9 protein-coding genes, 3 pseudogenes and 1 riboswitch are annotated in these 11,989 nt (G+C 70.8%); of the genes and pseudogenes, 8 read left to right on the plus strand and 4 right to left on the minus strand.

The features are described 5' to 3' along the window. A partial coding sequence (locus FNH05_RS40050; protein ID WP_144590306.1) for a DUF1272 domain-containing protein occupies positions 1-138 on the minus strand: 138 nt, incomplete at its 3' end. Positions 139-204: 66 nt separating this feature from the next. On the opposite strand from FNH05_RS40050, the gene FNH05_RS20380 reads away from it, so the two are divergent. Then, positions 205-957: an SDR family oxidoreductase gene (locus tag FNH05_RS20380; RefSeq protein WP_144590307.1), complete on the plus strand. Its 753-nt coding sequence runs from the start codon at positions 205-207 to the stop codon at positions 955-957. Between the two features lie 63 nt (positions 958-1,020). Further along, positions 1,021-1,205, plus strand: a riboswitch (cobalamin riboswitch). A gap of 29 nt (positions 1,206-1,234) precedes the next feature. Further along, complete coding sequence (gene nicT / locus FNH05_RS20385) at positions 1,235-2,311, plus strand: Nickel transporter NicT (protein WP_186382647.1); 1,077 nt, start codon at positions 1,235-1,237, stop codon at positions 2,309-2,311. On the opposite strand, the gene FNH05_RS20390 is transcribed toward nicT, so the two are convergent. Beyond that, a complete protein-coding gene (locus FNH05_RS20390) occupies positions 2,257-3,078 on the minus strand; it encodes an inositol monophosphatase family protein (protein WP_144590308.1) in 822 nt (273 codons plus the stop codon). The two genes, nicT and FNH05_RS20390, sit on opposite strands and share 55 nt — an antisense overlap. 158 nt (positions 3,079-3,236) lie before the next feature. On the opposite strand from FNH05_RS20390, the gene FNH05_RS20395 reads away from it, so the two are divergent. From FNH05_RS20395 to FNH05_RS20405, 3 genes and pseudogenes are all read left to right on the plus strand, one after another. Next, positions 3,237-4,181: an AsnC family transcriptional regulator gene (locus tag FNH05_RS20395; protein WP_144590309.1), complete on the plus strand. Its 945-nt coding sequence runs from the start codon at positions 3,237-3,239 to the stop codon at positions 4,179-4,181. Between the two features lie 423 nt (positions 4,182-4,604). Further along, on the plus strand, positions 4,605-5,348 hold the full coding sequence (locus FNH05_RS39355) for a transglycosylase SLT domain-containing protein (protein ID WP_246127854.1): 744 nt from the start codon (positions 4,605-4,607) through the stop codon (positions 5,346-5,348). Between the two features lie 409 nt (positions 5,349-5,757). Further along, a pseudogene (locus FNH05_RS20405) lies at positions 5,758-6,368 on the plus strand (IS5 family transposase). Positions 6,369-6,474: 106 nt separating this feature from the next. On the opposite strand, the gene FNH05_RS20410 reads toward FNH05_RS20405, so the two are convergent. Both FNH05_RS20410 and FNH05_RS20415 read right to left on the minus strand, forming a co-directional pair. After that, entirely contained in the window at positions 6,475-7,647 is a 1,173-nt protein-coding gene (locus FNH05_RS20410) for an HNH endonuclease signature motif containing protein (protein WP_246127855.1), read from the minus strand. A gap of 86 nt (positions 7,648-7,733) precedes the next feature. Continuing rightward, positions 7,734-8,015, minus strand: a pseudogene (locus FNH05_RS20415) (transposase); the annotation flags it as partial. Between the two features lie 170 nt (positions 8,016-8,185). Between FNH05_RS20415 and FNH05_RS20420 the strand changes: the two are divergent. From FNH05_RS20420 to FNH05_RS20430, 3 genes and pseudogenes are all read left to right on the plus strand, one after another. Next, a complete protein-coding gene (locus FNH05_RS20420; RefSeq protein WP_186382648.1) occupies positions 8,186-10,270 on the plus strand; it encodes a DUF4132 domain-containing protein in 2,085 nt (694 codons plus the stop codon). A gap of 18 nt (positions 10,271-10,288) precedes the next feature. Further along, a pseudogene (locus tag FNH05_RS20425) lies at positions 10,289-11,239 on the plus strand (GlxA family transcriptional regulator); the annotation flags it as partial. A 61-nt stretch (positions 11,240-11,300) separates the two neighbouring features. Next, positions 11,301-11,954, plus strand: coding sequence for a DJ-1/PfpI family protein (locus tag FNH05_RS20430; RefSeq protein ID WP_144590312.1), 654 nt, complete (start codon positions 11,301-11,303; stop codon positions 11,952-11,954). The last annotated feature ends 35 nt before the right edge of the window (positions 11,955-11,989 follow it).

An 11,989-nucleotide genomic window follows, 5' to 3' on the forward strand; every position in this document is an offset into this window, starting at 1 on the left:
GTTGGGGCACACGCCGTGCAGCCGGACGTCGACGCAGGTGCGGCAGAATGTGCACTCGAAGGTGCAGATCATCGCGTCGGGCGAGCCGGGCGGCAGGTCTGCGTCGCAGCATTCGCAGTTGGGCCTGATTTCGAGCATGGGAGGCACCGTACCGCCGCTGCGTCGTCCGGTCACCGGTCCGGCCGTGAAGGAGGTGGAACGGTCATGGTGACTCGCAGGAACATCCTCATCACGGGAGCGAGTTCGGGGCTCGGCGAAGGGATGGCCAGGCAGTTCGCCGCGCGCGGCCGGAACCTGGCGCTGTGCGCCCGACGGCTGGACAGGCTCACCGCGCTGCGTGACGAACTCCTCGCCGCGCATCCGGGGATCACCGTGTCCGTGCGCGCACTGGACGTGAACGACCACCCGCGGGTCTTCGAGACGGTCAAGGCGCTGGACGAGGAACTGGGCGGGCTCGACCGGGTGATCGTCAACGCCGGGCTGGGCAAGGGGCAGCCGATCGGCACCGGCCGGTTCGACGCGAACCTGCAGACCGCGAACACCAACTTCACCGCGGCGCTCGCCCAGTGCGAGGCGGCCATGGAGCTCTTCCGCGCCCGCGATGCCGGGCACCTGGTGGTGATCTCGTCGATGAGCGCGATGCGCGGGCTGCCGCGCAATCTCACCACCTACGCCGCCAGCAAGGCGGGTGTCGCCGCACTCGCCGAGGGCATCCGTGCGGATGTGCTGCGCAAGCCCATCACGGTCACCACGATCTACCCGGGCTACATCGCCACCGAGATGACCGGCCGCGCCGGGCGGACACCCCTGCTGGCCCCGGCGGAGAAGGCGATTCCGCTGCTGGTCAGGGCGATCGAACGGGAACCCGCCGAGGCGAAGGTCCCGGCATGGCCGTGGGTGCCGCTCGGTTTCCTCCTGCGCCACCTTCCGCTCGGCGTCGTCGCGAAGATGGGCTGAAGCGCTTTCCGGCACCGCCTGTGATCGGCGACCCGCTTTCTTGCCCTCTGTCGCATTCGGTCCGTAAGGTGAACGGGCCGTGGTGCTCGGGAAGACCGGTGGGAAACCGGCGCGGCCCTCGCCACTGTGAAACGGGAAGTTCCCGGTCCATGCCCCCAAGGCAGCCACTGGACGCGCGAGCGTTCGGGAAGGCGGACCGGAAGCGTCGACCCGTCAGCCAGGAGACCGGCCACGGCACGTAGTGACCATCCACGAGGTGCTGGAAGGCGGTCTTTCGATGAGCACGTCCCCCTCCCTGTCCTGGCGCCGCCAGGACACCTACCGAACCGCCGGGCTGCTGCTGGTGGTCCTGTTGCTGCACGGGGCGGCGTTCGGCATCCTGGCGCTGCTGGTCGCGCCGCGCCACTACGCCGTGGGCACCCAGGTGTTCGGATTCGGTCTCGGCGTGACCGCCTACACCCTGGGCATGCGGCACGCCTTCGACGCCGATCACATCGCCGCGATCGACAACACCACGCGCAAGCTGATGGCCGAGGGGAAGCGCCCGCTGTCGGTCGGGTTCTGGTTCGCCCTCGGCCACGCCAGCGTGGTCGTCGTCCTCGCGGTGCTGGTCGCGCTCGGCGCGCAGGGCGCGATGCGCTGGGCCGACGATTCCTCCGGCGTGCACCGGGTGCTCAGCACGATCTCCACCACCGCGTCCGGCGGATTCCTCTACCTGATCGGGATCCTCAACCTCGTCGCGCTGATCGGCATCGGGCGCGTCTTCCGCGAGCTTCGCCGGGGCCGGTTCGACGAGGCCGAGCTCGAGGCCCGGCTCGATTCGCGAGGGTTTCTGGCCCGCGTCCTGCGCAGGCTGACCCGGTCCATCCGGCGCCCCGGCCAGATGTACCTGGTCGGCCTGCTGTTCGGGATCGGGTTCGACACCGCGACCGAGGTCCTGCTGCTCGCGCTGGCCGGTTCCTCGGGCGCCGCCGGACTGCCCTGGTACGCGATCGTGTGCCTGCCGCTGCTGTTCGCGGCGGGAATGAGCCTGTTCGACACGCTGGACGGCACGTTCATGAACTTCGCCTACCACTGGGCCTTCGCCAACCCGGTGCGCAAGGTCTACTACAACCTCACCATCACGGGGTTGTCCGTGGTGGTGGCGCTGGTGGTGGGGACCATCGAACTGGTCGGGGTGGCGAAGGCGGACCTGGGCTGGTCCAGCCCGGTCACCGACTGGATCGCGGGGCTGGACCTGGGCAACGTGGGGTATCTCGTCGTCGGGCTGTTCGTCGTGGTGTGGCTCGTCGCGATCACCTACTGGCGCGTCGCCCGCGTCGAACACCGCTGGGGCGGCGAGACTTCCGCCTGAGCCAGGGCTTCCCGCAGCGGACCGTGGAACTGGGCCGGTGCGACGAGCACCGATTCGGCGCCGGGCCGCCACGGGGCGCCCGCCACGTCCGTGACGAACGCGCCCGCCTCGCGGGCGATCAGGGTCGCGCCGAGCAGGTTGCCGTCGTCGTGGCCGTACTGCCAGAACCCGTCGACGCGACCGGAGGCGACGTCGGCGATCTGCCAGGAGGTGGGCCCCAGGTTGCGCACGGCTCCGGCGACGGGAAGGACCGCCGACAGCGCGGCCCCGGCGCGGGCGACGGCACCGAGGTCGTCCGCGGCGAAGGGGGGATGGCTGGTGGCGAGCAGGGCGGCGGCGAGTTCGATCTTGTCCGACGGGCGGATCGGCACTCCGTTCCGGGTCGCGCCCGCGCCCTCGGCGGCACGGTAGGTCTCGCCGGACACGGGACTGTGCAGCACGGACGCCACCGGCCTGCCGTGCCGGACCAGGGTGAGGCTGACGCACCAGTGCGGCAGGCCCTGCAGGTACTGGACCGCCCCGTCGACGGCGTCGGCCACCCACTGTTCGCCCGGCCCGGTGCCGGGCCCGAACTCGTCCGCCCAGGCCGCCTCGGGGCGAAGCGCGGTCAGCAGCGGTTTGATCACCGCGACGGCTTCGTCATCGACCTCGGTGAACACGGTCCGCAGTTCGTCGAAGGTGCGGGCCCGGGGCGGACGGGGCCTCGCCAGGAGCAGGCGGCCCGCGCGCAGGGCGGCTTCGGTCATGCTGTCGAGCAGATCCGGCATGGCTGGTCTCCTTCATCGGGTGGGAAAGCCGTGACCAGCATGCGGCTCGCCGAGCGATCGGACCCGCTCCTGCGCGCTGTTTCGGAGCAAAGTGCGCCATTCCAAGGTTTTTCTGAGCGAAGTTGCTCCATGGATGGGTCACGGTGAAGGATCTGGGTATGGACGAGCAGGATCTGCGCCTGATCGCCGCCCTGCAGTGCGACGGCCGGGCGAGCACCGAGCGGATCGCCCGGGTGCTGGGCCTGAACGTGCGGGTGGCCCGGCGCAGGCTGCGCGTGCTGCTCGGCGACGGTGTCGTCAGGGTGGTCGCCGCGCCTCCGCCGGAACGGGTGCCCGCCGCGATGTCGCTGCGCGTCAAGGTGCTGCGCGGCAGGCTCGACGCCGTCGCGGCGGGGCTGGCCGCACGGGAGGACATCCCGTTCGTCGACGTGTCCGCCGCGGGCGACGAGATCCTGGCCGTGCTGGTGGGCGGCGCCCAGCCGGGCAATCACCTGGTCTTCCGCCAGCTCCCGGCGACCACCGCGGTGACCTCCGTGGAGGCGTGCACGATCCTGCATCTGTTCGCGGCCGCCACCGACTGGCGCCTGGACGTGCTCACCGAGGCGGAACGCCGGGGCCTCGAAGCCGGGGGCCGGTTCGTGGACCGCGAACTCGACGAGATCGACAACGCCGTGCTCGCCGCACTCGGCGAGGACGCGCGGCTGCCGGCGAGCACCATCGCGGCGCGCGTGGGGGAGCCGGAATCGACCGTGCGCCGCCGGCTGCTCACCCTGCGTGCCGAGCGCCAGTTCGTCACCGAAGCCTTCGTCGAACCCCGGCGGCTGGGCCTGCCGGTGGACGCGAACCTCCTCGTGCAGGTGCCGCCCGGCCGCCTCGACGAGGCGGGCCGGACGCTGGCCCGGCATCCCGCGGTGCACGGCGCGTTCGCCGCCACCGGTGCCTACAACCTGCACGTCGCCGTCTGGATGCGCGACCTCGAAGAGCTCTACCGGTTCGTCACGGCCGACCTTGCCAGGCTCGGCGCCACCGCGGCCGAGACCGTCCTGGTCGGCCGCGCGGTCAAACGCCCCGGCAAGCCCGGTCTTCTCCCGGCCATGGGGTAGTCCGGTATTCGACGGGATCTTCCGCCGAAATTGCGCGGTAATGCGGGGAATGGGTCGGAAGATCGCGGTGCGGTGTGAGATCAAATAGGGTGAACAAATCGTACAAGATCCGTCACAGTGCTCCCGTTTCGTCGCGGATGACGGGTCTGACCTGGGTTTCGATCACCTCGGGGGACTTGTGTCACTATCGTCACCGACGGTCAGAAAATGCCGCTGAACTGCGTCTTCGGTGCGATGTGACGATATTTTCGAACCGAGCCTTCCTGTGGGGCTTGTCACCGTCCGGTGATATCTCCGTTTTGTTTTCGTAATCTGAGGAAAGGGCCTTGCGGTGATCCCCCGATCCCGTTCCCCGACCGGCCCTTCGCCGACCCGGACCCCGACCGGAGTCGGCGACCTCGGCACTCCAAGGAGTTTCCCCTCGTGGGATTGCGCAGCCTGAACACGGTCCGGCACCTTCCGTGGTGCGCGGCGGCCTCCCGCCGTCTCGGGCGCCTCGGCGCCCGGACCTCCGTTTCGGCGGGCCTGGTGGCGGTTTCGATCGCCGGGGCCGCCAGTCCGCTGGCGTTCGCCGGCAGCGGCGGTGACACCGCCTCCCCGGCGCGGGAGGTGAAGGCCGTTGCGGCGGCCTCTTCGGAGGGGCCGGAACTCGGCTCTCCGAAGGACTGGCACGGTCCGTCCGTGCGGTACGGCGTGGACGGCCTGGGGGACGAACCCGCACCGTCCGGTGGCGACGGTGAGGAGCACGCGGCCGCACCCCGGGAACCAGCCCGGGAAGCACAGCCCGAGCCCCGGCCCGACCAGACCGGCGACGAGATGGCCGGATGGATCAACGAATCCCTCAAGATCATGCGGGGGCAGGGTGTCCCGATCGCCAACGAGGACGCTCCCGGGATCCGCAAGGTGATCGAGAAGGAGTCGGGTGGCGACCCGTACGCCGTGAACCAGTGGGACAGCAACGCGCGGGCCGGTCATCCGTCCAAGGGGCTGATGCAGACCGTCGACTCGACCTTCCAGGCGTACAAACTGTCGGGCCACGACAACATCTACGACCCGGTCGACAACATCATCGCCGGGGTCCGGTACACGATCAACCGCTACGGCGGTTTCTCCAGCCATCCCGGGCTGAAGTCCCTGAACAGCGGCAGCGGCTACCGCGGCTACTGAGGTGGTTGCGTAAGGCCGGGCGGCGGTCACCGCGGGCGTCGTGCTGTGGTGGGCCGGTCGGCAGGGCGCCGGATCGGACCGGGCGCGGGGTCCGGCACGAAGAGGCGTCCGGGGCGGCCACGGAAGCGGCCCGACTCGCTGACCGACGATAAGGTCTGTGGCAACAAGGCGAACCGGTCCGCTTTGCGGCAGGGCAAGAACAAGGCGGTGATTCCGCGGCGGCGGGATCAGCTCGGAAACCGGCTCCGTGAGGATCAGCCGGTTGTCGGCCCCGTCGTTTGATGCCGAAGCGGTACAAACGCTGCGGAACCACGTCGGACTGTAAGAGCGTCCTACGTGGTGTTCGGCCGGTCTTCTGGGCGTGGATCGGTTGTCGTTGCGGTTGGTGCCGGATGAGTTGTGGGCGCTGATGGAGCCCTTGATTCCGGAGTTCACGCCGCGCCCGCAGAGTGGTGGGACCGCGCCGTTGCCGGCTCGCCAGGTGTTCACGGTGATGGTGTATGTGCTGACCAGCGGTTGCGCCTGGCGGGATCTACCGTCGTCGTTCGGGGTGCCGTTCCAGACCGCGCACCGTCGCTTCAGTCAGGGGACCGAGGCGGGGGTATGGCGCAGACTGCACCACGCCGTGCTCGACGAACTGGGCAGCCAGGGTTCGATCGATTGGTCCCGCGCGATCCTCGACGGAGCAAGCGTGCGGGCCCAAAGGGGGATCGCTGACCGGCCCGAACCCCGTCAATCGCGGGAAACCCGGATCGAAGATCCACGTGTTGTCCGAACAGGGCGGGCTGTCGATCTCTCCTCGCTGTTTCCGCAGCCAACACCCATGACTCCCGGGCGCTCAAGCCCCTGGTCAACGCCATCCCGGAACACCGCTGGGTGATCGAAAGGACCATCGCGTGGCTAATGGGATACCGGCGCCTCACCATTCGCTACGAACGCAAAGCCAGGCACTTCCTGGCCTTCCTCACCCTCGGCGCCACCCTCACCTGCTTCAAGAAACTCCACACACATGCCACATGAGCCGAGTTCTAGGCAGTTCCGGGCGATCGCAATCCGCTACGACAAGGTCCGGCTCCTCTGGCAAGGCAGCAACCAAGTCGTCGAAACGACCATGCCCCAAAACGGCTCAGGCGGCGGTGGTGAGGGGTTCGGGTTGGCTGCGGTAGGTGCGACCGGCGGGTGTGGTGATCTCCAGAACCCCGGTGCCGGTCATCCGGTGCTGCCAGCCGGGCTCGTCCTTGAGCCGGTGGTCGCGGCAGCACAGGCCGCAGAGGTTGGTGCTGTGGGTGCCGCCGCCCTGGGCCCAGGGTTCGACGTGATCGAGGTCGCAGGCCTGGACCGGTCTGTGGCACCCGGGTACTCGGCATTCTCGGTCTCGTACCTGGACCAGTTCTTTGGTGGCGGTGGGCGGCCGGTAGCGGTGGCGCCCGACCTCGATGGGGGTGCCGGTCATGGGGTCGGTGATGACCCGCCGGATCGTCGCATTGGCGGCGATCTCCCGCGCCAGTTGCGCGGGGATCGGTCCGTGTCCAGCCAGTTCGGCGGGCTCGTTGCGCAGCCCGGTCCAGGTCAGGAAATCCAGATACACGAACACTTCCGCCCGCGGCGGCTCCACCTCACCAGCGACACCCAGACACAGATCGGAGAATACGTCCGCGCGCAGTTCGTCCAGGGTGCGTTCCTCGCCGTTACCCCGCAGCCCCCGGGCGACGCGATCCACCCGCGCATAGATCGTGGCGGCGATCTCCGCCGGAAGATAGGCGTACAGGGTGGCCATGCCCTCGTCCTCGTGGCACAACTGAACACTGCGGGACCGCTTACGCTCCTCACACCGCCGCGCATACCCATCCGGATCGACGCGGGCAACGGTCCTGTTCACCAGCCGCCGCACCGACGTCGGATCCCGCGTGGTGATCTTCCCCGCCACCCGCGCATCCACCTCCCGCGCCTGCTCGTCAGACAGGACCGAGGTCTGGTCAGCCACCTTCGACGCCCGATATGGATCCAGCTCACCCCGTTTCATCGCCTCGAACGTTCCGGGCAGACGTTGCGCCAGATCCCGGGCCAGGAACACCTGGCCCTCCGCCTGGCGCGCACCGTAATGCAATTCGAGGGCGACTTCCTTCGCCACCGATTCCGCATCTCCCAACGCCGCGATTGCGGCCAGTTTCACCGCCTGGCACGCATTCGAACACGCCTCAGCCGCCGCGATCAGCGACAACGCCTCATCCCGCTCCAGCGCGGCGATACGGTGGTACAGTTCCGGATCGGGCTTGGAAAACCCCCAGTTCTCGGTCACCTCACAATTCTATGGACAACGCATCGCCAACAGCATCACACAATCAGGGATAATTTCGAACAGGCACGCTGATCTGAGATGGCGAGTCGCGGGCCGCGCCGGGAGCGGATCGCCGGGATGGCGTTGACCAGGGGCTTGAGCGCCTGGGAATCATGGGTATTGGCCGCGGAAACGGCGAGGGAGATCGGCAGCCCGCCCCGTTCGGACAACACGTGGATCTTCGAGCCGGGTTTCCCGCGATCGACGGGGTTCGGGCCGGTCAGCGATCCCCCCTTTTGGGCCCGCACGCTTGCTCCGTCGAGGATCGCGCGGGACCAATCGATCGAACCCTGGCTGCCAAGTTTGTCGAGGACGGCGTGGTGCAGTCTGCGAGCCGAACACCACGTAAGAAACGCTCTGAGCGTGGGACTCGCCCGGCGGACGGGCCGGGCAGCGTCGAGCCGGCCGGACCTTGCCGGGCCCACGGTCGATGCGGTCGTGCCCCGGCCCGAGCCCACCGAGCCGGAATTGTCGTTGCCTGCCCCTACGATCCCGCGTCATGACCGAACTCACGCGGCGGCTGGCGCTGATGCTCACCGGTCCGGCGCCGGACGATCCCCGGTTCACCGGGGAACCGGTGGACCTGCATCAGGTGAGGGACGAGGAACTGGGCGCGCTGCTGGCGCTGGCTCACCGGACGCGGCCGGGGCGGCAGGGCCCGGGACCGGCGGCCGCCCTCGCCATGAAGATCTCCTTCGCGATCCGGGAACGTTCCCCGGTGTTGTCCCCATCGGCCTGCACGGAGCTGTTCGGCGCCCTCGCGGCGGACGAAGAGCCGCGGCGACGGCAGCAACTGGCGGCGTGGGCGTTCCTGCGCTGCCCCGAGCCGGACCTGCCGGGCCTTGCCGCTCCCGCCGCGATCCTGGCGCGCGAACCCGGAAGTTCCCCTCTCGCCCAGGCGGCGCTGGCGAAGCTGGCCGGGGAGCCGGTCGAGCGAGAAGTGATGGCGGCGCTGCGTGACCGGTTCGCCGAGGCGCCACTGGTGCTCGCCGAACTCGCGGTCCTGGCCGGTCTGGGTGCCCGCGAACGCGCGCTGGCCGCCGAGGGGCACCGCTTCGCCGTGTCCCCGGAGCTGGCCCCGCTGCCCGACCGCGCCGACCGGCTCGCGGCGATCGGGGAGTACGCCGCCTTTGCCCGTACCGCCCTCGAGGCCGCCGACGCCCGGGTGGCCGAGATCCAGGCCGGGCGTGTGCCCTACCGGCCGGAGAAGGCGTTCACCGGCGAGGAGGCCGACGTGGTGTGGCGTGCGGCGACGGTGGCCCTGTTCCGGGACGAACCATGGTCCGGGGAACTGCTGATGCGTCTGCTGCCGGGGGTCGCGGTGGCGCCCACGGCGGCGAAGACGGTGCCTTCCCAGTCGGCGTGCCTGGCGCTGGCGCGGGCGGTGGAGACCTGGCCGACCCCCGAAGCGGTCGCCGCGTTGCGGCAGGCGAAACGCGTGGTGCGGCATGCCGGGCTCGCGAAGAAGCTCGACCGGCTGGTGCGCGCCGCGGGGAAGAACCTGGCGGGCCGCCCCTCGCTGGCCCTGCGGCTGCCCGGCCCCGGCACGCCCACCCGAGCGCAGCTGAACACCGTGGCCCGGGCGCTCGAAGGCGGCTACGCGCTGGGCACCCGGTACCGCTACGACGAGTGGGCGGAGCTGGTCGCGGGGCCGGTGGGGCCGTTGCTGCGGCGGCTGGTCTGGGACATCGAAGCGGCATCCGGGCGATGGCTGAGCGTGCTTCCGGGGCCGGACGGCACACTGTCCACTGCGGATGGTGGGTCCGTGCCGGTTCCGGCGGGGGAAACGGCCGTGCGGTTGTGGCATCCGTGCGGGGTTCCGGGGCCAGAGCTCGAAGCGTGGCGGGATCGCGTCGTCGCCCTTCGGCTGGAACAGCCGTTCCGGCAGGTGTTCCGCGAGCACTACCAGGCCGGCGACGGCGATCTGTTCGCCGGGCACGTGGTCGCGCTCCGGCCGCTGCTGGGCCTGGCCGTGCGCGAGGGATGGCGGCTGGACCGGCTCGACGGCGAGCTCACCCGGGAATTCGGTGCGTGGCAACTGGTGCTGGCGGTGGACGGGCCCCTGCTCCCGGGAGCGGGCGGGTTCGGCGACATCGGCCCCGTGCGGCTCCGGCACCGGGAACCGGACGGCCTGCGGCCCGCGGCGTTCACCGAGGCCCCGGCGGTGCTGGTCTCCGAGGGGCTGCGTGCCGTGGACCTTCTGGTCAGCGTGGCGGCTTTCGGTCTCGAAGAAGACCCCGGGCTGCGCCGCGACCGGCGGCGATGGGCGCGGCTGACCGCGCTGGCCGAGCGGCCGTTGCGCGACGGGGCGCGCCTGCGGCGCGCTGCGCTGGAACGTGTTCTCACCGGGCTGCCGGTGTCGTTCGGCCCCCGCCATGTCCACATCGGACCGTTCGCGGTGCACCTGGCCACCGCGCGGGTGACCCGTGACGGTGAGCCCGTCGCGGTGGAGCCGCAGGAGGGCGAAACCGCGGTCCCGCTGCCGTGGCTGCCCTACGACGAGCGGCTCCTCGAACGCGTCGCGCACGCCGTGGTCACCGTGGCAGGAAAGGTGGGAAGTTCGGCATTGTGGTCACCCGGCTGAGCCGGTGACGATGGGGGCGTGCCCACCACCACCGTGCTCGTCGTCCTGTTCGACCAGGTACAGAGCCTGGACGTGACCGGGCCGATGGAGGTGTTCACCGGCGCCAACACCTGGCAGGCGGCGCACGGGCGCCCGCCGGCGTACCGGGTGGTCACCGGCAGCCTCGGCGGGGGACCGGTCCGCACCTCCAGCGGCCTGCTGATCACCCCCGATCTCGACCTCGCCGAGGCGGGCGACGCCGATCTCGTGCTCGCGCCGGGCGGGCCCGGCAGCCTGGCCCCGGACCCCGGCCTCGTCGCCTGGCTCGGCCGGTTCGCGCCGACGGCGCGAACACTCGTCTCGGTGTGCACCGGGGCGTTCCTCCTGGCCGAGGCCGGGCTGCTGACCGGACGGCGCGTGACCACGCACTGGGCGCACTCCCGGACCCTGGCCCGGCGGTTCCCGGAGGTGGACGTCGACAGCGAGCCGATCTTCGTCCGCGACGGGAACGTTTCGACCTCCGCCGGGGTCACCGCCGGGCTCGATCTCGCCCTCGCCCTGGTGGAGGACGACCTCGGCCGTGACGCGGCACTGGCGATCGCCCGGCATCTGGTGGTGTTCCTGCGGCGGCCGGGCGGGCAGGCGCAGTTCAGCGTCCAGCTCGCCACCCAGGTCGCCCGGCGGGCGCCGCTGCGCGAAGTGCAGCAGTGGATCTCGGAGCATCCCGGGGCGGATCTGTCCGTCGAGGCACTGGCCCGTCGCGCCCGCCTTTCGCCCCGGCAGTTCGCCAGGGCCTTCGCCGCCGAGGTGGGGATGACGCCGGGCCGCTACGTCGACCGGGTGAGGCTCGAAGCGGCGCGGCGACGCCTCGAAGACACCAGGGACGGCGTCGAGGAGACCGCCCGCGCGTGCGGATACGGCACCCCCGAGGCCCTGCGGCGGGCCTTCCTGCGGGCGCTCGGCGTCGGCCCGCTCGAGTACCGGCGGCGGTTCCGGCCCGGTCCGCCCCTCGGAGCGGGCCGGCACGAAACGGAAGAAGACAGGGAGCACCATGCAGATCGCGATCGTGCTGTACGACCAGATGACCGCGCTGGACGCGGTCGGCCCCTACGAGATACTGGCACCGCTGCCGGGGGCGGAGGTCGTGTTCGTCGCTGAGCGGACCGGCCCCGTCCGCAACGACGCCGGCTCCCTGGCCCTCACCGCGGATGCCGCACTGGCCGACGTGCCGAGGCCGGACATCGTGCTGGTCCCGGGCAGCCCCAGGCCGACCGCGCAGATGACCGACGGCCCCCTGCCCCGGTGGCTGCGCGCCGTCGACGAAACCAGCACGTGGACGACGTCGGTGTGCACCGGCTCGCTCATCCTCGCCGCCACCGGGCTGCTCCGGGGACGGCGCGCCACGTCGCACTGGCTCGCATTGGACCGGCTACCCGGATGGGGCGTCGAGCCGGCGAGGGAGCGGGTGGTGTTCGACGGCAAGTACGTCACCGCCGCCGGGGTCTCGTCGGGCATCGACATGGCACTGCACCTGGCCGCCCGGATCGCGGGCGAGAAGGTGGCCCAGCTGATCCAGCTCGGCACCGAGTACGACCCGCAGCCGCCCTTCGACGCCGGCTCACCGGAGAAGGCCCCCGGCGGCATGGTGGCCATGCTCCGCGCCGACAGCCGTTTCGTGCTCGAAGGACCGCCGCCCGCGCCCTGAGGCGCGGAACCTCAGGGCCGGGCCCAGGGTGGGAG

The organism is Amycolatopsis rhizosphaerae (genome assembly GCF_007713715.1).
GTDB classification, from domain to species: Bacteria; Actinomycetota; Actinomycetes; order Mycobacteriales; family Pseudonocardiaceae; genus Amycolatopsis_E; species Amycolatopsis_E rhizosphaerae.

Bases quoted from the DNA above. Each gene is read 5' to 3' on its own strand.
- FNH05_RS20380 (WP_144590307.1), top strand. From the start codon at position 205: ATGGTGACTCGCAGGAACATCCTCATCACGGGAGCGAGTTCGGGGCTC.
- nicT (WP_186382647.1), top strand. From the start codon at position 1,235: ATGAGCACGTCCCCCTCCCTGTCCTGGCGCCGCCAGGACACCTACCGA.
- FNH05_RS20390 (WP_144590308.1), bottom strand. From the start codon at position 3,078: ATGCCGGATCTGCTCGACAGCATGACCGAAGCCGCCCTGCGCGCGGGC.
- FNH05_RS20395 (WP_144590309.1), top strand. From the start codon at position 3,237: ATGGACGAGCAGGATCTGCGCCTGATCGCCGCCCTGCAGTGCGACGGC.
- FNH05_RS20420 (WP_186382648.1), top strand. From the start codon at position 8,186: ATGACCGAACTCACGCGGCGGCTGGCGCTGATGCTCACCGGTCCGGCG.
- FNH05_RS20430 (WP_144590312.1), top strand. From the start codon at position 11,301: ATGCAGATCGCGATCGTGCTGTACGACCAGATGACCGCGCTGGACGCG.